The following is a 24,223-nucleotide window of genomic DNA, read 5'->3' on the forward strand; positions in this document are numbered from 1 at the left end:
TGGGCGCTACGGCATCACAGTTTGATGGCGTAGCGCAGCGCGCCCCAGTGGCGTTCGCCGATCATGATGGGGCAGTCGATTTCCTTGAGCAGCACGAAAGCACCGCCGCCCATGTTGCGGGCATAGGTCTGGGCCAGATAGGGCTGGAGATTGCGCGACGCCAGGATACCGGTGCGGTCGTCGAAGATCCTGCGGTTGCGGCTGTTGGCCATGTTCCACACCGGATCGCCCGGCCGCTGCGGATGCGCGCACTTTTTGTTATGGGTGGCGATATAGCCGTTGCGGTCCGAGGCACAGCACAGCACCACGGCGGGGTCGCGGGCCAGTTCGGCTTCCAGGATATCGGGCAGGATCTGGTCGGTCAGCAAGGTGTGCTTGGACATCACCTGCAAGGGATCGGATTCGGGTATGGGGGTATAGTCGCTGTCGAACATGTCGGCCAGGGAGATACGGCCGGCATTGATGGCCTGTTCCATGGCGTTCGCGATCTTGGCGGCGGCTTGCTGGGCGGCGGCGATATAGGGCAGGTCGCGCGCCTTGCCGGATTCGATGGTGTCGGCCAGGGCCTGCTTCTGCTCCTTGCTAGTCTTGACGAACTGGCATTGGATTCCCAGCGGACTGCCCAAGATGGCCTTGGATGGCAAGGGTTCCATGCCGGGAAAGGTGATGGTGCCCAAGGCGCCTTCCATCTTGGGCGCGTTTCCCACCACCAGCAGGGCGCCCATGACGGAAAGGTCGCCGGTATGGCCGCTGAAGGCTTCGCCGTTGAACGTCGCGGTGAATTCCACCGAGACCGGGATGCGTTCCACCGTCCGGCGATTGCCGCCGTAGGAGGTGCGCAGAATGACGTTGAGGCGGCGTTGCAGGGCGCCGATATCGTGGTTGACCAGGGTGGACAGTTCGCTGACCTTGCGGGCGGTGACGCCGGTCTGCTCGGCGCCGCTCAGCACGGCCGCGGCATTCACCGCCACGTCGCGGGTATGGTCGGCGGCCTGGACGGCGCTGGCCATGATCTCGGCGGTGGCGGCCCGCTGCTGGTCGGCGGATTCGGCGATCTGGCCCGCGATGGCGTCGATGTCGCGGATGGTTTCCGCCACCGCCTCGACGGTGGAGACCGCCTCCCTCGTGGTGCGTTCGATCTCTTGAGCTTGGGCATTGACGCGGCCGATGGCGTCCTCGGTCTGACCGGCCAGTCCCTTGACCTCGCTCGCGACCACGGCGAAGCCCTTGCCGGATTCACCGGCACGGGCGGCCTCGATGGTGGCGTTGAGCGCCAGCATGCGGGTCTGGCCGGCGATGGCCTGGATCAGGGCCACCACGTCGCCGATGCGAGCGGTTGCCTCGGTCAGGGTGCCGACGCTGGCGCTGGCGGCGTCCACCTTGCGCCGCGCCGCCTCGCTGTAGTCCGAGCTGCTTTGAATGCGCGCCGTGATCTCGCGCGACGAGGCCTCCAGTTCCTCGGTGGCGCCGGCCACGGTCTGGACATTGCCGCTGGTGATCTCGATGGCGCCGGTCATGGCCTGCGCCATCTTGCGCGATTCCTCGGCGGTCTGGAGCAGCTTGCTGGCCCCTTCCTTGAGCCGGTCCGCCTGGGTGGAGATCTCGGCGACGGTGGTTTCCACCTCGCCCTCCAGCAAGACGGTCAGGTTCAGCATTTCCGTCTTCAGATGGGCCTCGGCCTTGCGGGAGTTTTCCTGGCGCTCCAGCGCGGCATAGCCCAACTTGGCCTTCATGGCGCGCAATTGGGCATTGGATCGCTGGAACTCGATCACCGGCTCCAGGGGAATTTCGTAAGTGAAATCGCCGCCCGCGATGGCGTTGAAATGCAGTTCTTGACGGGCGATGGGCTGTCGGAGATAGCGGATCAGAAAGGCCGCGAGGGCCACCGACAGGGCAATGGCCGCCAGCAAGATCGCCAATCCAAGGCCGGAATGGTGGGTGTAGTCCTTCTTGGCCTCTTCATATTTTTCGCTCGCCACCCGCAATTGCAGGATCAGCAAGTCCTTTTCCACCTCGTGGACCTGATCGAACAGCATGTGCAAGGTGTTGGCGCTGTGGCGCCGCAATCCTTCCAGATCCTTGGCTTCGGCGAGGGCGATGGCCACGTCCAGGCCGTTGACCACGTAGTTCTTTCGCTTGATCTCGAAATCCTCGGCCAGTTCCTTTTCGTCGTCGGCCAACGGGTTGCGGCGATAGGCGGACCAGACGGTGGCGATGTGGTCTCGGTTGGCGTGGATGCGGAGCGCGCGCTTTTGGACTCCCGCCGCGTTGCCGATGGCGACCTCGGTTTGCAGCAGCTCGGCATTGAGAAGATTCTCCCGCATGCGGTCGAGGATGTCGGCCAATTGCCCGGCCGGGACCGTGCGATCCTCGTAGACGGTCCGCAGCGCCTCGTTGGAATCGCCCATGCCGTCCAGCACGATCCATGTGGCGGCGCCCATCAAACCCATCAGAACGCATACGATGGCCATCAGGCGGCCTGCGATGCTGCTGGACCAGCGTGCCAAGCGGGCGGCCAGGGTGGTGCCGAGCACCAGGCCTTCCTCCACCTTGATGTTGCGGGCGGTGCCGTTGCGGATCTTTTCGTAGAGGCTTTCCGCCGCAGCCACCTGGGCACGGGTGGGGGCGGAGCGGATGGAGATGAAGCCGGTGATCTCGCCGTCGGTGATCTCCGGGGTGGCGTTGGCGCGCACCCAGTAATAATCACCGTTCTTGGCGCGGTTCTTGACGATGCCTTCCCACGGCTTGCCCGCCTTGATGGTTCGCCACAGATCGGCGAAGGCGGCGGCGGGCATGTGCGGGTGGCGGACCAGATTATGGGGCGCGCCGATCAGCTCTTCCTCGGTAAAGCCGCTGATATCGACGAAGGCTTGGTTCACGAAGGTGATGCATCCGGCCAAATCCGTCTTGGAGACCAGGATGGTGCCTTCCGGGAGTTCGATCTCCTGGTCGGTGTTTGGTTCATTGACCCGCATGGGACCCTCGCTCCATTTGAACCGCCTTCTAATACATTAGCCGTATGCAAGATGCCAGGGTTTGCCGTGAAAAAAGGCAATTGCCCGCTTTATGAGCCGCACGGCAGTGGCTGAAGTCCGGCACCGCGCCGGGTGCCGAACAGGTACACCTCTTGCATCAATGTCCGCACCTGGGAAGGCAACCGACCGCGAAGGCGGCAAATTAGGAACACCGAGATGGCGGTAATCGTCTTCTACGAAAAGCCGGGCTGCGCCAACAACACCCGGCAGAAGCAGGCTTTGCTTCGATCGGGGCATGACGTGGTGGCCCTGGACATCCGCGTACAGGCCTGGACTCCCGAGACCTTGCGGCCATTCTTCGCCGGTCGGCCGGTGGCCGAATGGTTCAATCGGGCGGCGCCCAGGGTCAAGTCGGGCGCCGTGGTGCCCGAGCTGATCCAGGCCGATGAGGCCCTGGCCGCCATGTGCATGGACCCGTTGCTGATCCGCCGCCCGCTGATGGAATCCGACGGATCCCGCATGGCGGGTTTCGACGAAGCCGCCGTCGATGCCTGGCTGGGACTGGTGCCGGAAGGCGCGCCGCTGACGGAGGTCTGCCCTCGCAGCGACGGCGCCTGCCCGCCGCCGAAGATTTAGCAAACTGGTGACGACGAGGGCGCCTTTGGCGGCGTTCCCGTCTTTTCGCCGTGCCTGGTTTCCACTATGGTAGCGCCGCCACCGAGATTAGCTGCGGTCGGCCTGGGTGTTCACAATTTTTGGGGACGGTATGGCGGGGCAGGATTCCAGGCGACAGGCAACCGGCCTTGTCCGAGGTCTGGCGTCGGCGGTGTTTGGACTTCTCGCCGCCCTTTTGCCGAGCGCCTGCGGTTCGCTGTCGACCACCGAGCTTGATTCCGGCCAGATCGCCGCCCTGGGCCAAGCGCCCGCCGCCCCCGTTCAGATCGAGATCGATACCCTGGCTCGGCCCATGGTCGAGAGCGGCTATACACCGGGGTTGGTGGTCGGCGTCCTGCTGCCCGACGGAACCACCCGCTTCGCCGGTTATGGCGTCACCGACCAAGACAGCGGCCGCCGGCCCGATGCCGACACCCTGTTCGCCATCGGCTCGCTGTCCAAGGGGTTCCTGGCGGCTTTGACCGCGCAGTTGGTGGAACAAGGCGTCCTGTCCTGGGACGAAACCCTGCCCGCCCTGTTGCCGCCCGGCACCCCACTCAGCGAGGATGCGCGGCGGATCACCCTGCGCCAGTTGGCCACCCACACCTCGGGCCTGCCGCGCCAGCCCATCACGCTGCGGATGCTGCGCTATTTCGTCGAGTATCTGTTCGACGGCGAGAATTTCTATCGCCATTTCAACGCCGCCACCGTGTTCGACTATCTGGCCGAAGTGGAGATCGACGAGCCGGGACAGCCGCAATATTCCAATATCGGATATGCGCTGCTTGGCCATGCCGTCGAGCGCCGCACCGGGCGCTCGCTGGAAGACCTGTTGGAGGACCGGCTGGCCCGGCCCCTGGGATTGGCCTGCACCGGCTATCTGCCCGAGGCGCTGCCCTGTCATGCCCAGCGCGCCTTCGGCCATGCGGGCGACCAGCCCAAATTCATCGCCCGCGGCAAGCCCGCCCCCGATTGGCGCTTCACCCCCCTGATGCGCGGGTCCGCCGCCCTGTCGTCCACCGCCCGCGACCTGCTGCGTTTTGCCGCAGCCCATCTGAACGAGCGCGACAGCGCCCTTGCGGCCAATCTTCGGGTCCAGGTGCCGCGCGACAAGGAAGCCGCCGCCACCGCCTGGGTGGTGGACCGGTTGGATGGGCACGCCATCACCTATCAGATCGGCATCGTCGCTGGCTATACCAGCTATATGGGCCTGGACCTGGAGCGAAAGACGGCGGTGGTGGTGCTGCAGAACGCCTTCAACTGGGACAACAGCCTGGGCCACAAGCTGTTGCTGCGGTTGGCGGTACGGCCGGACTCTCAGCCGATCAATCTGAGCCTGAGCCAATAGCCCGCCAGTACGGCGGCGAAGGCCAGAACCGCCAGGGTGAAGGCTCTGGGGGTCATGGCGTGCCTCCCTCATCCAGCAATTGAAAGAACAGGTTGCGGCGCGGATGCCACAACCCGCGATCCAGCGCTTCCCGAAGGCGGGCGCGGATATCGGCCAGGGCGGCGGGATTGTTGTCTTCCAGGAAGGCCCGCACCGCGTCGTCTTCCAGATAGGCCTGGGCCACCAGATCGAAGTGATGGTCCTTGACCGCGTTGGTGGTGGCCGCGAAGGCGAACAGGTAATCCACGCCGGCCGCCATCTCGAAGCCGCCCTTATAGCCGTGGCGCATCACTCCCTTGATCCATTTGGGATTGACCACCCGGGCGCGCACGACGCGGGCGATCTCCTCGTCCAGGGTACGGATGCGCGGCGTCTCGGGCCGCGAATGGTCCGAGTGATAGACCATCGGCGCCCGGCCCGATTCCTGCTCCACCGCCGCGCTCAGGCCGCCTTCGAACTGGTAGTAGTCGTCGGAATCCAGCAGGTCGTGCTCGCGGTTGTCCTGGTTGTGGACCACCGCCTCCACCTTGGACAGACGCTGGCGGAACAGCCCGTGACCGGCCTCACCCTCGGACCCGGCGCCATAGGCCCAGCCGCCCCAGGCCACATAGGATTCGGCCAGATCGCCGCGCGTGTTCCAGCCCTTCTCGTCGATCAGGGCCTGCAATCCGGCGCCATAGGCGCCAGGCTTGGAGCCGAACACCCGGAACCCTGCCTGGCGGGCGGCATCCATCTCGCTCAAGCCCTCGGCCATCAGGCGGGCGCGCTCGGACGCCACCCGCTCGGCCAGGGGATTGATGTCGGCGGGCTCGTCCAGGGCGGCGACGGCGCGGGACGCCGAATCGAACAGGTCGATCAGACCGGGAAAGGCGTCGCGGAAAAAACCCGACACCCGGAGCGTCACATCCACCCGCGGCCGATCCAGCAGCCCGGCGGGAATGATCTCGAAGCCGGTGACCCGGCCCGAGCCTACTTCCCATTGCGGCTTGACCCCCATCAGGGCGAGGCCCTGGGCGATATCGTCGCCGCCGGTGCGCATGTTGGAGGTGCCCCAGGCGGTGAGCACCAGGGATTTGGGCCAGGCGCCATGATCCTGCAGATGACGTTCCACCAGCAATTGCGCCGACTTCCAGCCCAGGCTCCAGGCGGCGGACGTGGGCACGGCGCGGGTATCCACCGAATAGAAATTGCGGCCGGTGGGCAGCACGTCGGGCCGCCCCCGCGTCGGCGCCCCCGAGGGACCGGGGGGGACAAAGCGCCCAGCCAGCCCGGTCAGCAGACCGGCCAGTTCGGCGGCGCCGCAGGCCTCCACCGCCGGGCCCATGGTCCCGGCGATCCAGTGCAGCACCGCCTGGGTCCGGCTCCAGCCCGGCTCCGCCACCCGTTCGCCTGCCACCAGGGATTTGGCCAGGGCTTCCAGCCGTTCCACCGTGTCGCCCAGGCTGCGCCACGGCGCGTCCCCGGCCAGGGCGGCGGGGCGAGGGCCGGTCCAGTCCTCGGCCAACACGCAATCCAGCGGATCGAAATCCAGCCCCAGATCACCGGCCAGGGCGCGCAGGATGGACTCGTCGGCGGGCTGTCCCCCCCGGCGGACACGGGCCAGCGCCACCAGCAGGTCGGTCCGTTGCTCGCCCTGGGGCGAGACACCGAAAATGTGCAGGCCGTCGCGGATCTGAAGCTCCTTCAGCTCGCATAGATGGTTGTCCAGCTTCTTCAGCGCGTCGTCGGGGGCGTCGTCGGGACGGATGCCGAGATCCACGTCGAGACCCGCCACGGCGGTGAGACTAAGGATTTCCCGCCGCAGCACCGCCAGACGCCGTGGATCGACGCCCGCCGCCTCGTAATATTCGTCCACCAGCCGTTCCAGCTCGCGCAGCGGGCCGTAGCTTTCGGCGCGGGTCAAGGGCGGCGTCAGATGGTCGATGATCACCGCGCCCGAGCGCCGCTTGGCCTGGGTGCCCTCGCCGGGATCGTTGACGATGAAGGGATAGAGATGGGGCAGCGGACCCAGTGCCGCTTCCGGGAAACACTCGGCCGACAGCGCCAGGGCCTTGCCCGGCAGCCATTCCAGATTGCCGTGCTTGCCCATATGGACCACCGCGTCGGCGCCAAAGCCCTCGGCGAGCCAGGCATGGAAGGCCAGATAATTGTGGGGCGGCGGCAGGTCGGGATCGTGATAGCTGGCGGAAGGGTCGATATTATAGCCCCGCGCTGGCTGCACCGCGATTGTTACGTTGCCGAAACGCGTCGCGGGAAGCACGAAATCGCCGCAATGCAGACGTCCCTTGACGAAGAAGGGATCACCCTCCGGCGGCCCCCAGCGCCCGGTCACCCGGTCGCGCAAGGATTCGGGCAGGGCATTGAAATAACTGTAGTAATCGGGCAGTGACAGGGTCTCGCGCACTTCGCGCGCCGCCAAGGCCCGCCAGTCGTTGGTGGCGCCTTGCCGCATATGTTCGATCAGGGAATTGCCGGTCTCGGGAATCTCCCCCACCCGGTAGCCCGCCGCCGCCAAAGCGCGCAGGACTTCCACCGTGGCCGCCGGGGTGTCGAGGCCGACGCCGTTGCCGAGGCGGCCGTCGCGATTGGGATAATTGGCGAGAATCAAGGCCACACGACGTTCCGAGGCCGCCTTGCGCCGCAGTTTCGCCCAATTGGCCGCCAGCCGGGCGACGAAGTCGACGCGATCCGTCACCGGGGCATGCACGGCGAGGTCGCATTGGGTGGCCACGTCACGCCGCGCCGATTTGAACGAGACGGCCCGGCTGAGAATGCGGCCGTCCACCTCGGGCAGCGCCACGTTCATGGCGATGTCGCGCGGCCCCAGGCCCTGGTTGCCGTCGCGCCACGCCGCCTCGGTCCCCGCCGCCAAGACCACCTGCAGGACCGGACAATCGGCGGGGCCGAAGGGTCCGGCCTCGGCCTTGCCCGGCGAGGAGACCGCGAAACCGGTGGCGTTGAGGATCACGTCGGCGGGCCTCTCGGCCAGCAACGCGGTGACGGTCGCGGCGCTCAACCCGTCCTTCAGGCTTTGCACGAAGACGGCGGTGACCGCCATGCCCCGATCACGCAAGGCCAGCATCAACGCATCCACCGGAGCGCAATCGCCCGCCAGCACCAGGGCGCGGTAGAACACCAGCAGGGCGCGGGGCCGGTCATCCGCCGGATCGGCGATGCCATAAATCCCGGCGGGCGGCAGCAGACGCGGCTCCAACCACTCGGCATTCTTCCGCCCCATCAGGCTGGCGGCATAGGCCAGGACGTTGCGGGCATTGTCGGGACCGCCGTGCAGCAGATAGCGCCACAGCCGATCCACCGCCTCGGGCGGCAAGGTCGAGTCCTGGCTGAGATCGGGATCGGGCTGGTCTGCGCCGGGCAGCAGGGCCAGTTTGATTCCCTTGCGCTTGCAGGCCGAAGCGATCTGCTCGATTCCATAAGGCCAATAGCCGCGTCCGCCCAGCAGACGGACCACCACCAGCTTGGCCGGTTCGATCATCCGCTCCACATAGAGGTCCACCGACATGTGGTGGCCGAGACGCAGCAGATTGGCGAGGCGCAGGGAGAACGCGCCGTCATGGGCCGCCGCCAGGCAGGCCAGTTCCGTATCGGCGGCGGACAGCACCACCATCTCGGCGGGCGTCTGGCCGAGATCCACGGCCTCGGCCCCGTCGGAGATGGTCCCGGCCTGGGCGGCGAGGAGGTGCATCTATCCCCTCACCACCGCCTCGATGGCGACGCGGTCGAGGCCCTTCTGGCCGATCACCACCAGACGGCTCTGGCGCGCCTCGCCCGACTTCCACGGCCGGTCGTAGTATCGTTCCACCCGCGTACCGACCGCCTGGACCACATGGCGGGCGGGCTTGCCCTCCACCGCCAGGAAGCCCTTGAGGCGCAAGATGGCATGATCGGCGATGGCCTGGATCAGCCGGACTTCCAGCGCCGCCGGATCGGCGATTTCAGCAAGATGGATGGCGAAGCTTTCGAAATCGTCGTGGTCGTGGCCGTCCTCGGCGTCGTGGCAGGACGGGCGGGCATCGAGATCCTCCTCGGCGCCCGCGCTGAGACCCAGGATCACCAGCGGGTCCAGGGCGCTGTGCCGCGTCGCCATGGCCTTGACGCCGGGGCGCAGACGGGCCTGGATGTCGCCCTGAAGCGCGGCCAAATCCGCCGCATCCATTAGATCCGCCTTGTTGAGCAGCACCATGTCGGCGCAGGCCAGTTGGTCCTCGAACACCTCTTCCAGGGGATTATCGTGGTCGGGCCGCGCCCGCTCGATCTCGGTGCTGGCGAAGAAGCCGGTGGCCGCCGTGGGGGAATCCACCACCGCCACCACCCCATCGACGGTGACGCGCGAGCGGATTTCCGGCCAGCGGAAGGCCTTGACCAGCGGCTTGGGCAGCGCAAGCCCCGAGGTCTCGATGATGATGTGCTCGGGCGGGTCGGCGCGGTCCAGCAGGGCGGAGATGGTGGGCAGGAACTCGTCGGCCACGGTGCAGCACAGGCAGCCATTGGCCAGTTCGATGATGTCGTCCTCGGCGCAGCCAGCCACGCCGCAGGCGGCCAGCAATTGGCCATCGACGCCCAGATCGCCGAATTCATTGATGATCAGGGCGATGCGGCGGCCCTGGTTATTGGCCATCAGGTGGCGCACCAGGGTGGTCTTGCCAGCCCCCAGGAAGCCGGTGATCACAGTGGCGGGAATCTTGCGCATCAGGCTACGTCCTTCAAGATAAGCGGCAGACCGGCGGCGACGAACACCACCTTGCGACAGACGGCGGCCACCCGCTGATTGACCCGGCCTTGATGGTCGCGAAAGTCGCGGCCCAGCTTGGTCTCAGGCACCAGACCCAGTCCCACCTCGTTGGAGACCAGCACCACCGGACCGGCGGGCTCGGCCAAGACCTGGCACAGACGGGCCGTCGCCTCGTCCACGTCGCGCCCCGCATGCATCAGATTGGAGATCCACAAGGTCAGGCAGTCCACCAGCACCGGTCGGTCGGGACGCGGGAGTCCGGCCAGCGTCTCGGGCAGGTCCAGCGGCTCTTCCAGGGTGCTCCAAGACTCGCCGCGACGGCGGCGATGATGGTCGATGCGTTCCGCCATCTCGCCGTCCAGGGCCTGACCGGTGGCGAGATAGAGCGCCGGACGACCGGCCAGCAGTCCCTCGGCGTAGCCGGACTTGCCCGAGCGCGCGCCGCCCAGCACCAAGGTCGTCACGGCCAGCGCGGTCATTTCCGTTTCGATTGCGACAGGAATTCGGCCACATCGTCCACCTGGGCGTCCTTCAGGGTTCGGACATTGGCGACCATGAGGCGCGCCCGCCGGGTGGAGCGCACTTCGTCGCGGATCGCCTTGATCTGAGCGGCGAGGTAGTCCTTGCGCTGGCCCGCCAGCACCGGATAGTCGGACAGCGGCTTGGCCCCGTTGGCGCCGTGGCAACCGATGCAGCCCTGTTCGTCGAACAGTTCCTCGCCCCGGGCTATCTTGGCCGCATCGCCGGTCCCGCTGTCGGCGGGAGGCTGCGCGGCCAGCCAATCGGCCATGGCCTTGCGCTCCTCGGCGGCGGTCTTGTCGATGAAGGGCTTCATGGGCTTGAGGGCCGGGGCGGCGCGCAGACCCTCGGCGATCTCGTTCATCTGGCGCGTCAGATAGACGGCGTTCTGCCCGGCCAGATGGGGGGTGGCGGCCAGGGCTTTGCGGCCCTCGGCGCCATGGCAGGCGGTGCAGCCCTTGGCGGCGAACAGCGCCTTGCCGTCGGCGGCTTCGGCGGTCCCGGCGGCCAGCACCATCATGACTCCTGCCAGTATCCACCGCATCATCGCCACTCCATCCGGCCCGCCGCGTGACAGGCGGGGCAATTGACCGAGAACACCGAGGCCGGATGGCCGCAAGACCCGCAGGTCCAGGCGGATTCCGGCTTGGCCTCGCCCGCCTTGGCCAGCCATGCCACGGCGGCGGCCTCGTCCTTCCGTTCCTCGCGCTCCAGCCGGGCCAGCAGGGTCAGCGTCCTGAGCGTCGGCCGCTGGTCGCGGGCCTTGTCCAGATGGGTGCGGGCCTGACCCCACAGCTTGGCGGCCAGGGCGGCCTCGGCCAGACCCATATGGCCGTCGGGAGAGGCCGGGTTGGCCTCCACCAGCTTCTGCATGCGCTTGACCCGTTCCAGCGCCGAATCATTGGGTCCGAGCGCCGCCCATTGGGCCACCAGATCGGGATGCGGCGCGGTCTTGAAGGCCGACAGGATCAGGGCGGCGGCCTTGCGGAGCTTGCCCCTGGCGCCAAGAAGCGCGGCGGCCAGAACCACCGCCGGGACCAGCGACGGGTCGCAATCGCGGGCGTCCTCGGCCAGCGACAGGGCGGAAGCGGTATCGCCCGAGGCCTGGGCCGCCTCGGCGCGGGCGAACAGCAGCAGGGCGCGCAGCCGCGACGGATCGTCGCCGGTCAGGGCGGAATGGCGGCGCGCCGTGGCCAGGGTCAGCGCGGCCTCGGGCCATTGGCCTGCTTCCAATTGCAGTTCGAACAGACCGGCGGCCAATCCCTCGGCGCCGGGCTGCAGGGTGAAGGCGCGGGCGCCATGATCGAGGGCCGCCTTGCGCTCGCCCGCCTTCAGCGCCTGATCCATCAGGCCCCGATGGCCGAGATAGGCGGTTTCCGAACGCTCGGTCATGGCCTGGAAACGGCTGCGCAGCGCATCGGCATCGCCGCTCATCTGGGCCGCCTGGACGCTCAACAGCCCAGTCACGGCCGAATCGGCCAACAGCTTGTCGGCCCGGCGCGCCAGCTTGGCCGCCTGGCGCGAATCGCCCGCCGCCACCGCCGCCAGCCCGTCGGACAGGGCCACATAGCCCTTGCGGGTGCGCCGGGCACGCCGTGCTGCCAGGAAGCGGCCGGGGGCGCCGAACACCAGCCGGAGCAGGCGCCCCAACAGCGACAGCGCCGCCACCAGCACCACCAGGACGGCCAGCAGAACCGGCACGCTGGTATCGGCCCGCCAGCCCTGCCAGCGGATGGTCACCTCGCCCGGCCGGTCGGCCAGCCAGACGGCACCGGCCACCACGATTGCGGTGATCAGCAGAAAGGCCAGCAGCCGCCTCATGGCTTGACCCCGGCCTGGGCGAGAACCTGGGCGGTGATCTCGGACAGCGCCTTTTCGGCGGCCAGCCGGGCCTTGGCCTCGGCCAACCAGGGGGCGGCCGCCTCGGCCGGTCCGACACCCAAGGAGTCCATCTGGGAAATGGCGCCAGCCAGATCGGCGCGGGACAGCGCCGCCTGGGCGCGGCCCACCACGGCCGCGGCATTGCTTCCGGCGGCGCTGCCATCCTCGCGGCGGATGGTCACCAGGGCCAGCAGCTTGTCCATCACCCGGCGCTGCCAGCTTTCGCCCTCGGGCAGGATTTCGGCCCGGATGACGCGGGGCGCCAGGATTTCGAAACCGTCGACCAGGGTCGGTCGCGTGCTGATGCCGGTTGCCGCCTTGTCCTTGAGGACGTCGACGGGTTTGGCCAGCGCCGCATCCTCGCCCGCCAGCAGCTTGACGGTGCGCAGCTCGGCGTCGAACGCCATGCCCAGATTGACGGCCTCGCGCAATTGCCCCACCGCCAGCAGCAGGGCGACGGCGGACGAGCGCTTGGCCTGCATCTCGCGCAGGGACGCTTCCACCTGTTCGACCCGGTCGGCCAGACGCAGCAGGGTGGCGGCATCGGCGGCGGTCTTCCTGACCTCGGTGATTTGTTTCGAAAGCGCATCGACATCGGCGGCCAGATGGGAGGGCGCCGCCGCCTGGGTCTGGGCGGTCTTCACCGCCTGTTCCAGGGCGCTCAGGCGGCCATCGTCCGCCGCCACCGCCGGGCGCGCTTCCAATTGGGCCAGTCTTTGGGTGGCGGCGGACAGTTCGGCCCGCAGATCCTCCACCTCGAAACCGCCCGCATCCAACGGATATCCCGCCCATTCCCGCCACAGCGGGAAACTGGCCAAGGCGGCGGCGAACAGCAGCAGCCCCAGCAGCAGGGCGACGGTGCCCCGAGACGACTTACGGCCCAAGGCGGCGGTATCGGGCTCGGCGCTCTCCGGCGCGGCATTCTGGGCGGTAGGCTCTGGCGTCATGAAGCTCGTCCCCGTGCGAGGTCTTGATCGAGAACCGCGAGCAATGCGGCCTGGGTGGGCTCGGCGGCGATGCGAACCGCCGCCCAGGGCAACGGTTCCAGCTTGGCCGATACATTGGCGGACAGACCATAGGCCCGAATCCGGGCCACATTCTCCCCCAGCCCGGCCGCCTGAACCAGCCTAACAAAGGTGGCGGCGGTGCGGGGAGAGAAAAACAGGGCCAGTTGGATGGAGCCATCTTCCAGGGCATGGCGCAAGTCCCCGCTCAGCGCCTCGGCGGCGACCGCCCGGTACAGCACCTGCCGTCGCACCTGAAACCCGCATTCGCCCAGCCGCCCCGCCAGATCACCGGCGTTGACGGTCCCGGCGGCGTGCAGCAGCACCCCCTTGGCCGGATCGGCGCGGGCAGCCACCAGCGCGGCCAGGGTGTCCACATCGCCGTCGGCGCTTTCCACCTGCCCATAGCCCAGGTCGCGGGAAACCTTGGCCGAGGCGTCACCCACCGCCCAAACCGGCAGCGAGCGGTCGGCATGCAGCCGGGCCAGGGCGCGAATGCCATTGGCGCTGGTCACCAGCACCCCCTGGGCGCCCGAGGCATCCACCACGGCGCCGGGAACCGGCTCGATCTCCAGCAAGGGCTCGATCATCACGGCGAGGCCGCGTTCGGCCAAGGCCAGCGCGACACTTTCCGAATCCTCGCGGGGACGGGTGACCAGGGCGAGGAGGTTGGACGCAGTGTTATGCATAAGCTTGATCGTCTTATGGTTTGTTAATTGTCCACGAATGAACACGAATAAACACGGATTTTAAAATTAATATTGAACCCACCCCAATCATCAGTGGGTCTAATTATTACTACATTCGTGTTTATTCGTGTTCATTCGTGGACAAAACTCTAAGCCTTGACGTCAAAGAACCCCGGCCCGGCCTTGGCGGCCAGTTCCTCGGCGGCGTCGGTCCCCAGGGCGGCGGCATCGGCACGCGAACCGGCGCGGCTCGTCTCATGGATAACCGTACCGTCGGGGCTGATGATCAGGCCCCGGAACGACAGGTGGTCGCCGTCCAATTCGGCCAAGGCGGCGATAGGGGTGCGGCATGATCCGTCGAGACGGGCGAGGAAGGCGCGCTCGGCCACCACCCGCACCTGGGAATCGGGGCAGTTCAGCGCCGCCAGATAGCGATGGGCGTCGGAATCGTCGGCGCGGCAGGTGATGCCGATGGCGCCCTGGGCCACGGCGGGCAGCATGTCGGCCACCTCCAAGGCGCAGGTGACGTGCTGGGCGAGACCCAGGCGGCGCAGACCGGCCATGGCCAACAGGGTGGCGTCCACCACGCCCTCTTCCAGCTTGCGCAGCCGGGTCTGGACATTGCCGCGAAAGTTCACCAGTTTCAGATCGGGCCGCCGGTTGAGGATCTGGGCGGCGCGGCGCAGGGAGGCGCTGCCGATCACCGCACCCTGGGGCAAATCGGCCAGGGACTTGGCCTTCAGGCTGATGAAGGCGTCGCGCACGTCCTCGCGGGGCAGGATGCAGGGCAGCACGATGCCGTCGGGCAGCACGGTCGGCACGTCCTTCATGGAATGGACGGCGAGATGGATGCGGCCCGACAGCATGGCCTCGTCCAGTTCCTTGGTGAACAGGCCCTTGCCGCCGATCTCGGCCAGCGGCCGGTCCTGGATCAGATCGCCGGTGGTCTTGATGATCTCGATCTCGATGGCGCCGATCTCGGCCAATTCGGCCCAGGCGCGGCCGAGGCGATCGCGGGTCTCGTGGGTCTGGGCCAGCGCCAGCGGGCTGCCGCGCGTTCCGATGCGAAGAATGGGAGTCTTTGTGCTCATGGTCCGGCTGTTGTAGTAAGTCGGACGGCACTGTGCAAAGGGATTCACGTCGGAGCGCAGCGACTAGGCCGTTGAGGCCGCGCGCCCCGTGGCGCGAAAGCCAAGTGAGCGGAGCGAACGCCCGGCGTTTGAGGGACATCAATGGTGATTTTGGGCATCGAGACCAGTTGCGACGAGACCGCCGCCGCCGTGGTGGACGCGGAACGCCGCATCCTGGGCGAGGTGGTGCTGTCGCAATTGGAGGAGCACCGTCCGTTCGGCGGCATCGTGCCGGAAGTGGCGGCGCGCTCCCATCTCCAGCATATCGACCGGCTGGTGGCCGAGGCCATGAAGCGGGCCGGTCTCGGCTTTCACCAGCTGGACGCGGTGGCGGCTACCGGCGGGCCGGGCCTGATCGGCGGCGTCATCGTCGGCGTCATGACCGGCAAGGCCCTGGCCCTGGCCTCCGGCAAGCCCTTCCTGGCGGTCAACCACCTGGAAGGCCATGCCCTGACGGCGCGCCTGACCCATGGCATCGACTTTCCCTATCTGCTGCTGCTGGCGTCCGGCGGCCATTGCCAATTGCTGGCGGTGGAAGGGGTCGGCCGCTACACCCGCCTGGGCACCACCATCGACGACGCGGCGGGCGAGGCCTTCGACAAGGTCGCCAAGATGGCGGGCCTCGGCTATCCCGGCGGCCCCTTGGTGGAACAGGCGGCGCGGGTGGGCGATCCCGCCCGCTTCACCCTGCCCCGACCCATGAAGGGCAAGCCCGGCTGCGATTTCAGCTTCTCCGGCCTGAAGAACGCCACGCGCCTGCTGATCGAAAGCCTGCCCAAGCCCTTGAGCACCCAAGACGGCGCCGACGTCTGCGCCGCCTTCCAGATCGCGGTGGCCGATTCCATCGCCGATCGCACCCGGCGCGCCATCCGCGACTTCAAGACCCGCTGGCCCACCGGCCGCCATCTGGTGGTGGCGGGCGGCGTCGCCGCCAATACCCTGCTGCGCCAGACCTTGATTCGGCTCGGCAATGACGGCGGCCTGGAATTCCTCGCCCCGCCGCTGTCGCTGTGCACCGACAACGCCGCCATGATCGCCTGGGCCGGGCTGGAACGCTTCCGCCTGGGGCTGGTGGATGGCCTCGACTTCGCCCCCCGACCGCGCTGGCCGCTGGACCCCCACGCCAAGAAGGTCGGTTTCGCCGGGGTGAAGGCATGAGCAAGACGGGATCGACGAGCGTCAGCGAGGAGTTGCGGCCACAGGCCGGCGCGGCTCGTGCCGCGAAAGCCAAGGGTTTCGGAGAAACCCGCCCGGCGCCTGAGGGGCATTTGCAATGAGCAAGGCGTTTACCAAGGAAACCGATGGCGACGAGGATGACGGTGCCGAGCCGCAGGGCCTGCCGCCCGGCACCAAGAACTATATCCGGCCCCAGGGTTATCAGGCCCTGAAGGATGAACTCAACCATCTCAGCCGCACCGAGCGGCCCAAGGTGGTGGAGGTGGTGTCCTGGGCGGCGGGCAATGGCGACCGTTCGGAAAACGGCGACTATCTCTACGGCAAGAAGCGGCTGCGCGAGATCGACCGCCGCATCCGCTTCCTGACCAAGCGGCTGGAATCCGCCCATGTGGTGGATTCATCCCTGCAAAAGAACCGCGACCAAGTGTTCTTCGGCGCCACCGTGACCTATGCCAATGCCCGCGACGAGGAAATCACCGTGACCATCGTCGGCGTGGATGAGGCCGATCTGGAAAAAGGCCTGATCAGCTGGATCTCGCCGGTCGCCCGCGCCCTGCTCAAGGCCACCGAGGGCGATTTGGTCGCCGTCCGCACTCCGACCGGGATCGAAACGATCGAGATCGTCGCCATTGCCTATGAGGGCTGATGCGCATATATTATGCGCATGATCCATAAAGGAAGTGGGCCATGAACACTCTGTTCGATCCCAAGGCGCCCAAGAAGGCGGTCAATCTCTCCATCAATTCCGATCTGCTGCGCCAGGCCCGCGAGCTGGGACTCAATCTCAGCCAGGCGTTGGAGCAAGGCATCGGCGAGGCCGTGCGTGCCGCGAAGGCCAAGGATTGGAGCGAGGAAAACCGCGAGGCTATCGAGGCCCGCCATCGCTGGGTCGAGGAGAACGGTCTGTGGAGCGACGGACTGAGGCTGTTCTGATGGCCCAATTCGACATTCATTCCAATCCCAACCGCAAGGGTGGCGATCTCGTCCCCTATGTCATGGATATTCAGGCCGATTGCCTGCATGGCCTTCCCACCCGGATTCTGGTGCCGTTGGCCCGTCCGGGTCCAGGGGTCATGCCCACGCGCCATCTCAATCCAGTGGTCGAGGTGAATGGCGAGGCCCTGGTGATGCTGACCGATCAACTGTCCGCCATCCCCGCCAAGATTCTCGCTCCTCCCGTCGCCTCGCTCGCGGCGAGGCGCCATGATATGATTGCCGCCCTGGATTTCCTGTTCACCGGCATTTGAGAAAAGGACACACCGCCATGAAGATCGGAATCGTCGGCTGCGCCGGGCGCATGGGTCGCATGCTGATCAATGCCGTGCTGGACACCGAGGGCTGCGCCCTGTCGGGCGGCACCGAGCGGCTGGGCAGCGATTCCCTGGACGATGACATGGGCGAGCTGGTGGGCCGCGACCATGCGGGCGCCGTCATCGAATCCGACGCCAAGGCGCTGTTCAAGCGCTCGGACGCCATCATCGACTTCACCGCCCCCGCCGCCACCCTGGCCCATGCCGCCCTGGCCGCCGAATTCGGCACCGTCCTGGTGGTGGGCACCACCGGCATGAGCCCCGAGGACGAGATCGCGCTGGCCAAGGCGGCGGAGCGCTGCGCCATCGTCTATGCGCCGAATTTCAGCGTGGGCGTCAATCTGCTGATGGCCCTGACCGAGCGCGCCGCCGCCATCCTGGCCGATGATTACGATATCGAGATCGTCGAGATGCACCACCGCCACAAGGTGGACGCCCCCAGCGGTACCGCCTTGGGCCTGGGCCGCTCCGCCGCCAAGGGCCGCGACGTGGCCTTGGATTCGGTGTGGCGCAAGAGCCGCGACGGCCATACCGGCGCCCGCCCCAAGGGCGAGATCGGCTTCGCCACCCTGCGCGGCGGTGACGTGGTGGGGGATCACACCGTCATGTTCGCCGCCGAGGGCGAGCGGGTGGAACTCACCCACAAGGCGTCAAGCCGCGCCGTCTTCGCCAAGGGCGCCGTGCGCGCCGCCCTATGGGCCAAGACCCAGAAGCCGGGCCTTTATTCCATGCGCGACGTGCTGGGGCTGTAAAACCCGCTCGTCACGTGATGTGCCCTGCGGGCGGGCGAGACGCCCGCGCTCCGAACGGCGGCTATTCTCGGAGCGCGGCCGCCCCGGCCGCTTTCACGGGAATTTTTCCGCAAGCCGTCAGGCGCTGGTATCCACATTGGCGCCCGTCGCCTTGGGGCCGCCCTTGGAGACGCCCACCAAGGCGGGGCGCAGCAGGCGGTCGTGCAGGGTATAGCCCGCCTGCATCACCAGCACGCAGGTGCCGTCCGGCTGGGCGGCGTCCTCCACCTCCATCATGGCCTGATGCAGATTGGGGTCGAACCGTTCGCCTTGGGCGGCGATCTGCTTGATGCCGTAACGTTCCATGGTGGTCAGCAGCTCGCGCTCGGTCATCTCGACGCCGATGGTCAGGGTATTGACCCCTTCATTGGCTTCGCGGGTTCCCGGCGGCACCGCATCCAGGGCGCGGCGCAGATTGTCGGCCACCGCCAGAACGTCCTTCGCGAAATTGGCCACGGCGTATTTGCCGCGATCCTCGGCCTGCTGTTCCAGCCGACGCCTTGTGTTCTCGGTTTCGGCCTTGGCGTAAAGCACATCATTCTTCAGCTTGGCGACCTCGGCCTCCAGTTCGGCGAGGCGATCGGATGCCGGGGCGGCCACGTCCGGGGCGGCCGCGACAGCCTCGATGGGCGCGGTCTCGACGACGTCGGCGGGCGTTTCGCTGGTCTGGTCCTGGGTCATGGTCTTGCCTTCGGTCCTCACGGTTGTCCAATAAGTCGGCCGATCACCTTCGCGGTGTAATCGACCATGGGAATGATGCGGGCGTAATTGATGCGCTGGGGACCAATCACCCCGATGGCGCCGACGATGCGTTCACGGGCATCGCGATAGGGCGCCACGATCATCGAGCAGCCGGTGACGCCGAACAGGTCGTTCTCGGCCCCGATAAAGATCTGCACGCCGTCGGCGGTCTGGGTCAGATCCACCAGCCGCAGGAACTGTTCCGAGGTTTCCAACGCCTCGAACAGGGTGCGGATGCGTTCGAGATCCTCGACGGCGGTGACGTCTTCCAACAGATGGGACTGGCCGCGCACGATCAGCGCGGAATGATTGTCGCCGCCGCCCCAGGTGGCCAATCCCGCCTCGACCACCCGTTTCGTCAGCGAATCGAGCAAGCTGCGCTGCTGTTCCAGCTCGATGGCGATCTCGTCCTTGACCGCGTCCAGCGAGCGGCCCGCCAGCCGGGAATTCAGGAAGTTGCCCGCCTCGATCAGGGTGGACATCTCGACACCGTCGGGCAGGTCGAGAATGCGGTTCTCCACCATGCCGTCCTCGGTGACCAGCACCACCAGGGCGCGGTTGCGGCCCAGCCAGACGAATTCCACATGCTTCAGGGTGCGCTGGATCTTGGGCGCCACCACCACGCCCGCGCAGCGCGACAGGCCAGAGAGCGCCGACAGCGCCTCGGTCAGCGCCTGCTCCATGCTCTTGCCCGCCGCCCGGCATTGGACGTCGATGGCCGAGCGCTCTTCCTCGGCCATGCGGCCCACTTCCAGCAGACCGTTGACGAACAGCCGCATGCCCGCCTGGGTGGGCAGCCGCCCGGCCGAGGTATGGGGCGCGTAAAGCAGCCCGAAATCCTCGAGATCGGCCATGACGTTACGGATGGTGGCGGGCGACAGGGCGACGTTGAGGCGGCGCGACAGGGTGCGCGAGCCGATGGGCTCGCCGGTGGCCACATAGGCCTCGACGATCTGGCGAAAGATTTCGCGCGAGCGGTCGTTCAGCTCGGTTATGACGGGGCTCTTGCCGCGCACCGGAATTCCCTTTTCATTGCGGCCAATATCTAGTGGGCCGTGGCGGGTCCGTCAATGCAGGAGCCCGCAATGCTGGACGCACCCCGTGCAAAGCGCTAGGGTGCCGCCCCGAATTATCCACAGGAAACCGCCCCCCATGAGACCGTCCGGCCGCGCCCCCGACCAGCTTCGCACCATCGTCCTGGAGACCGGGTTCTCCCGCCATGCCGAGGGTTCCTGCCTCGCCAAGTTCGGCGACACCCATGTGCTGTGCACCGCCTCCATCGAGGAGAGGGTGCCGCCCTTCCTGCGCAATTCCGGCAAGGGCTGGGTCACCGCCGAATACGGCATGCTGCCGCGCTCCACCCACACCCGCACCGACCGCGAGGCGGCCAAGGGCAAGCAGTCGGGCCGCACCCACGAGATCCAGCGCCTGATCGGCCGAAGCTTGCGCTCGGTCACCGATCTGGTGGCCATGGGCGAGCGTCAGATCAAGGTCGATTGCGACGTCTTGCAGGCCGATGGCGGCACCCGGACCGCTTCCATCACCGGCGCCTTCGTGGCGCTGCATCTGGCCTTCCAGAAGCTGGTGGCCGAGGGCAAGCTGGCCAGCGTGCCGCTGACCGACCATGTGGCCGCCATTTCCTGCGGCATCTATGAAGGCGTCGCGGTGGCCGATCTGGACTATCCCGAAGATTCCAACGCCCAGGCCGACGCCAATTTCGTGCTGACCGGCAATGGCGGCATCGTCGAGGTCCAGGGCACCGCCGAGGAACGCCCGTTCAGCCATGCCCAACTGCTGGAGCTGCTGGCCCTGGCCGATAAGGGCGTCGCTCAATTGGTGGCGGCCCAGAAGAAGGCGCTTGGACTGTGAGCAAGGCGAAGCCGCGGCGCGGGCGCATTGCGCGCCCCGGAGCGCAGCGGAGGAGCCAAGGGGTCGTGAGACCCCGCCCGGCGCTTGAGGGACTTGAACAATGACCCGTAAATTTCCGGGCGGCAGGCTGGTGATCGCCAGCCACAATGCAGGCAAGGTCCGCGAGATCGGCGAACTGCTGGCCCCGTTCGGCGCCGAGGTTGTCTCGGCCGGAACCCTGGGCCTGCCCGAGCCGGAGGAGACCGGCGAGAGTTTCGTCGCCAATGCCGAGCTGAAGGCCAGGGCCGCCGCCCTGGCCTCCGGCCTGCCCTCGCTGGCTGACGATTCCGGTCTGGCGGTGGACGCGCTCAACGGCGCCCCCGGCATCTATTCCGCCCGTTGGGCGGGCGAATCCAAGGACTTTTCCCAGGCCATGGCCAAGGTCCATACCGCCATGGGGGCCGAGAAGGACCGCCGCGCCCGTTTTGTCTGCGCCCTGTCGCTGGCCTGGCCCGACGGGCATTGCGAAAGCTTCGAGGGCGTGGTCGAGGGCGAGATCGTCTGGCCCGCCCGGGGCGGCCAAGGCTTCGGCTACGACCCCATCTTCCTGCCCCGGGGCGGCAGCCTGACCTTCGGCGAGATGGAGCCCGCGGCCAAGCACGAGATCAGCCATCGCGCCCATGCGTTCCGCAAGCTGGTGGCGGCTTGCTTCGGCTGACCCAGCCCGGCTTCGGACTCTATATCCACTGGCCGTTCTGCCTGTCCAAATGCCCCTATTGCGATTTCAACAGCCATGCCGGATCGGTGATCGACCATGGACGCTGGCGCGCCGCGCTGCTGGCCGAGCTGGATCATTTCGCCTCCGAAACCCGTGACCTTGCCCCCACCAGCGTCTTTTTCGGCGGCGGCACCCCATCCCTGATGGAGCCCGAGACGGTGGCGGCGCTGATGGAGGCCATTGGCACCCATTGGCCGGACAGTGATTTGGAAGTCACCCTGGAAGCCAATCCCACCAGCGTCGAGGCCGGGCGCTTCCGCGCCTTTCGCGACGCCGGGATCAATCGGCTATCCCTGGGCATCCAGGCGCTGAACGACGAATCTTTGCGCTTTCTCGGCCGCCAGCATTCGGCGGCGGAAGCCCTGACGGCGCTGGCGACCGCCCGATCCACCTTCGAGCGGGTGTCCTTCGACCTGATCTATGCCCGTCCGGGCCAAAGCGTGGCGGCGTGGCGGGATGAACTGGCCCGCGCCTTGGACCTGGCGGGCGAGCATCTGTCGCTCTATCAGCTGACCATCGAGGACGGCACCGCCTTCGCCCATCAAGACATCGCCCTGCCACGGGACGATGACGCGGTGGCGCTGTACGAGCTGACCCAGGAGATGACCGAGGCCGCCGGGCTGCCCGCCTATGAAATTTCCAACCACGCGCGTCCCGGTTCGGAATGCCGTCACAACCTGACCTATTGGCGGGGCGGAGATTGGCTGGGCATCGGTCCCGGCGCCCATGGCCGCATCCGGGGCGAGGCCATTGTGCAGCTGCGCAATCCCGGCCCCTGGCTGGCGGCGGTGGAGCAGTCGGGCCACGGCACCGAAAGCCGGGAAAGGCTGGATCCGGGTTCGCTGCGGGAGGAGCGGGTGATGATGGGGCTGCGCCTGACCCGGGGCATCGACGGCGAACTGGCCGACAGCCTGGACCCGGCGGCGGTGGCATCCCTGGCGGAGGACGGATTTCTGGTCCGCGACGCGGTCGGCCTGCGGGTCACCCCAAAGGGGCGGCTGATCCTTAACGCTGTCTTGGCGAAGCTATTGGCCTAGGCGGTTCCACAGTCGGGCCAACAGAAGAGTTTTACCGCAGATGCACACAGATTCCCGCTGCGCGGGACACAGATAAGAATTTCATCTGTGCCTATCTGTGTTCATCTGCGGCTGAATCCCCATCCTTACCGCCCGAACGCCGCCGGAGCCGGGGCTACCTCGCGGGCGCCGGTAGGCGCGATCTCCTTGATGGTCAGGCCCCGTTCGGACATGCCCGAGGCAAGCAGACGGAAGATGCCGTCCACCCCGGCGAAACCGTTGGGATTCTGCAACGTCAGGCTGGCGTAGTCGCCCTGGCCGTTGCGGGCCAGGGCGGCGGCCAGGGCGGCGGCGTCATAGGCGATACCGGCCAGACCGCCGGTGCGTGGCGGCACCGGCCCGAAGGCCTTGGCATAGCGCTGCTCGAACTCGCCATGTCCGGCGGCGGGCGGTGCCGGATACCAGCCCCCGGCCAGGGCCGGTTCCGTGATCAGCCGCGCATCGTCCCACAACAGGCTGCCCAGCAGCTTGGGCGGCTCCATGCCGCCCTCGCTGAGGAAATAGGTCAGCAGCGAGGCGATATTGCGCAGCCGGGTGCCGTCATCGGGAACCAGGACGGCGTCGAACGGAGTCTTGGAGCCCGGCGGTGGGCGCCGCGCACTGAACCGTTTGACCACGGTGGTGAAATCGGTGGCGGCGGGATCGTAATACTCCAGCGCCACCAGCTCCAAACCCAGGGCGGTGATGGAGTCCTTGGCCGCCTCGGCCATGGCGCGGCCGTAATCGTCGGACCGCGCCAGCACGCCGATGCGGGTGCGCCGCTGCTCCTTGGCATGGGCCAGCACCCGCGCCACCTGCGGGCCGGGCAGGAAGCCCAGGGCATAGACTCCGGCCCCCGCCGCCGAGCGGTCGGTGGTGAAGGCCAGCATGGGAATGGCGGCATCGCGGGCCAAGGGTGCGGCGGCCTTGACCTCGAAGCTGAACACCGGCCCCAGGATGATGTCTGCGCCCTGGGCCAAGGCCTGCTGCGTGGCGGCGGCGGCGCCTTCGGCGCTGCCCTTGGTGTCCAGCGGCAACAGGCTGAACTTGGCGTCGGCGATCTCGAACAGGGCCAACTGGGCGGCATTGAACATGACCTGGCCGATGGCGCCCTGCGGTCCCGACAGCGGCAGCAGCAGGGCGGCCCGCACCTCGCCCTTGGGATTGGCGGCGCGTTGCGGCTGGGTGGCGCCACCCTGGAGCGGCGGCGTGACGCTCGTCTCGGTCACGCTGGCCTGGGGCAGACGGCCGGGCTGGGTGTCGGCGGTGACGGGCGGCGGCGGCGTCTGGGTCGTCTGGGTCGTCTGGGGAGCCGACGCCGCCGCGGCGGGCTTCACCGCCGGGGAAGATACAGATGGCGGCAGGGTGGAAGCCTGAGCGGGCTTGGTTCCGCCGAGCCAAGGTGGTAACTCTGGCGTTTGTTGACAGCCCGTCACCATCAGAATCGCGGCAATCAATGGCAAGGCAGCGACAGAGCGCCACCGGAACGCGGACCGGCGCAAGCAAATCCTCCTCGGATAAGACGCTCGGCG

The 24,223-nt window shown here is 67.5% G+C and carries 22 protein-coding genes; 10 read left to right on the forward strand and 12 right to left on the reverse strand.

Annotated features, from left to right (window positions below; all coding sequences use genetic code 11):
• Positions 1–14 precede the first annotated feature (14 nt).
• On the reverse strand, positions 15–2,975 hold the full coding sequence (locus CU669_RS00730) for a methyl-accepting chemotaxis protein (protein ID WP_112141894.1): 2,961 nt from the start codon (positions 2,973–2,975) through the stop codon (positions 15–17).
• Between the two features lie 216 nt (positions 2,976–3,191).
• On the opposite strand from CU669_RS00730, the gene CU669_RS00735 reads away from it, so the two are divergent.
• Together CU669_RS00735 and CU669_RS00740 are read left to right on the forward strand one after the other, a co-directional pair.
• Complete coding sequence (locus tag CU669_RS00735; RefSeq protein WP_112141895.1) at positions 3,192–3,611, forward strand: ArsC/Spx/MgsR family protein; 420 nt, start codon at positions 3,192–3,194, stop codon at positions 3,609–3,611.
• Between the two features lie 190 nt (positions 3,612–3,801).
• A complete protein-coding gene (locus tag CU669_RS00740; protein ID WP_205119352.1) occupies positions 3,802–4,977 on the forward strand; it encodes a serine hydrolase domain-containing protein in 1,176 nt (391 codons plus the stop codon).
• 52 nt (positions 4,978–5,029) lie between these two features.
• Here the strand turns inward: CU669_RS00740 and cobN are convergent, their stop codons facing one another.
• From cobN to hemC, 8 genes are all read right to left on the reverse strand, one after another.
• On the reverse strand, positions 5,030–8,722 hold the full coding sequence (cobN, locus tag CU669_RS00745; protein ID WP_112141897.1) for a cobaltochelatase subunit CobN: 3,693 nt from the start codon (positions 8,720–8,722) through the stop codon (positions 5,030–5,032).
• Complete coding sequence (gene cobW / locus CU669_RS00750; protein WP_112141898.1) at positions 8,723–9,727, reverse strand: cobalamin biosynthesis protein CobW; 1,005 nt, start codon at positions 9,725–9,727, stop codon at positions 8,723–8,725.
• Positions 9,727–10,248, reverse strand: a complete 522-nt coding sequence (gene cobU / locus CU669_RS00755) for a bifunctional adenosylcobinamide kinase/adenosylcobinamide-phosphate guanylyltransferase (protein WP_112141899.1) — start codon at positions 10,246–10,248, stop codon at positions 9,727–9,729. Before cobU ends, cobW begins: the two co-directional genes overlap by 1 nt.
• Entirely contained in the window at positions 10,245–10,835 is a 591-nt protein-coding gene (locus CU669_RS00760) for a c-type cytochrome (RefSeq protein WP_112141900.1), read from the reverse strand. Before CU669_RS00760 ends, cobU begins: the two co-directional genes overlap by 4 nt.
• A complete protein-coding gene (locus CU669_RS00765; protein WP_112141901.1) occupies positions 10,832–12,109 on the reverse strand; it encodes a heme biosynthesis protein HemY in 1,278 nt (425 codons plus the stop codon). The genes CU669_RS00760 and CU669_RS00765 overlap by 4 nt, the downstream gene beginning before the upstream one ends.
• On the reverse strand, positions 12,106–13,116 hold the full coding sequence (locus tag CU669_RS00770) for a COG4223 family protein (RefSeq protein ID WP_112141902.1): 1,011 nt from the start codon (positions 13,114–13,116) through the stop codon (positions 12,106–12,108). The genes CU669_RS00765 and CU669_RS00770 overlap by 4 nt, the downstream gene beginning before the upstream one ends.
• A complete protein-coding gene (locus CU669_RS00775; RefSeq protein ID WP_112141903.1) occupies positions 13,113–13,862 on the reverse strand; it encodes a uroporphyrinogen-III synthase in 750 nt (249 codons plus the stop codon). The genes CU669_RS00770 and CU669_RS00775 overlap by 4 nt, the downstream gene beginning before the upstream one ends.
• Positions 13,863–14,011: 149 nt before the next feature.
• Positions 14,012–14,953 carry a hydroxymethylbilane synthase gene (hemC, locus tag CU669_RS00780; protein WP_112141904.1) on the reverse strand — a complete coding sequence of 314 codons (942 nt, stop codon included), beginning with the start codon at positions 14,951–14,953 and terminating at the stop codon, positions 14,012–14,014.
• A gap of 141 nt (positions 14,954–15,094) precedes the next feature.
• Between hemC and tsaD the strand changes: the two genes are divergently transcribed.
• The 5 genes from tsaD to dapB all read left to right on the forward strand — a co-directional run bounded on the left by tsaD (position 15,095) and on the right by dapB (position 18,230).
• Entirely contained in the window at positions 15,095–16,150 is a 1,056-nt protein-coding gene (tsaD, locus tag CU669_RS00785) for a tRNA (adenosine(37)-N6)-threonylcarbamoyltransferase complex transferase subunit TsaD (protein WP_112141905.1), read from the forward strand.
• A gap of 115 nt (positions 16,151–16,265) precedes the next feature.
• Positions 16,266–16,814, forward strand: coding sequence for a transcription elongation factor GreB (gene greB, locus CU669_RS00790; RefSeq protein ID WP_112141906.1), 549 nt, complete (start codon positions 16,266–16,268; stop codon positions 16,812–16,814).
• A gap of 41 nt (positions 16,815–16,855) precedes the next feature.
• Complete coding sequence (locus CU669_RS00795) at positions 16,856–17,101, forward strand: type II toxin-antitoxin system CcdA family antitoxin (RefSeq protein ID WP_112141907.1); 246 nt, start codon at positions 16,856–16,858, stop codon at positions 17,099–17,101.
• Positions 17,101–17,415: a CcdB family protein gene (locus CU669_RS00800; RefSeq protein ID WP_112141908.1), complete on the forward strand. Its 315-nt coding sequence runs from the start codon at positions 17,101–17,103 to the stop codon at positions 17,413–17,415. The genes CU669_RS00795 and CU669_RS00800 overlap by 1 nt, the downstream gene beginning before the upstream one ends.
• A gap of 17 nt (positions 17,416–17,432) precedes the next feature.
• Positions 17,433–18,230 (forward strand): 4-hydroxy-tetrahydrodipicolinate reductase, encoded by a 798-nt coding sequence (gene dapB, locus CU669_RS00805; protein ID WP_112141909.1) that lies wholly within the window; start codon positions 17,433–17,435, stop codon positions 18,228–18,230.
• 117 nt (positions 18,231–18,347) lie between these two features.
• Here the strand turns inward: dapB and grpE are convergent, their stop codons facing one another.
• Positions 18,348–18,950 carry a nucleotide exchange factor GrpE gene (gene grpE / locus CU669_RS00810; RefSeq protein WP_112142222.1) on the reverse strand — a complete coding sequence of 201 codons (603 nt, stop codon included), beginning with the start codon at positions 18,948–18,950 and terminating at the stop codon, positions 18,348–18,350.
• A gap of 17 nt (positions 18,951–18,967) precedes the next feature.
• Positions 18,968–20,032, reverse strand: a complete 1,065-nt coding sequence (gene hrcA / locus CU669_RS00815; RefSeq protein WP_112141910.1) for a heat-inducible transcriptional repressor HrcA — start codon at positions 20,030–20,032, stop codon at positions 18,968–18,970.
• Between the two features lie 130 nt (positions 20,033–20,162).
• On the opposite strand from hrcA, the gene rph reads away from it, so the two are divergent.
• From rph to hemW, 3 genes are all read left to right on the forward strand, one after another.
• Entirely contained in the window at positions 20,163–20,879 is a 717-nt protein-coding gene (gene rph / locus CU669_RS00820) for a ribonuclease PH (RefSeq protein ID WP_112141911.1), read from the forward strand.
• A gap of 100 nt (positions 20,880–20,979) precedes the next feature.
• The gene (gene rdgB / locus CU669_RS00825; RefSeq protein ID WP_112141912.1) at positions 20,980–21,576 is read left to right on the forward strand and encodes an RdgB/HAM1 family non-canonical purine NTP pyrophosphatase; all 597 of its coding nucleotides are present in this window, start codon (positions 20,980–20,982) and stop codon (positions 21,574–21,576) included.
• Entirely contained in the window at positions 21,573–22,673 is a 1,101-nt protein-coding gene (gene hemW, locus CU669_RS00830) for a radical SAM family heme chaperone HemW (RefSeq protein ID WP_112142223.1), read from the forward strand. The genes rdgB and hemW overlap by 4 nt, the downstream gene beginning before the upstream one ends.
• Positions 22,674–22,798: 125 nt before the next feature.
• Here hemW and CU669_RS00835 read toward each other — a convergent pair whose 3' ends face one another.
• Positions 22,799–24,028, reverse strand: coding sequence for a penicillin-binding protein activator (locus CU669_RS00835; RefSeq protein ID WP_239988460.1), 1,230 nt, complete (start codon positions 24,026–24,028; stop codon positions 22,799–22,801).
• Between the last annotated feature and the right edge of the window lie 195 nt (positions 24,029–24,223).

The sequence above is a fragment of the Paramagnetospirillum kuznetsovii genome (assembly GCF_003284725.1).
In the GTDB taxonomy this organism is placed as follows: domain Bacteria; phylum Pseudomonadota; class Alphaproteobacteria; order Rhodospirillales; family Magnetospirillaceae; genus Phaeospirillum; species Phaeospirillum kuznetsovii.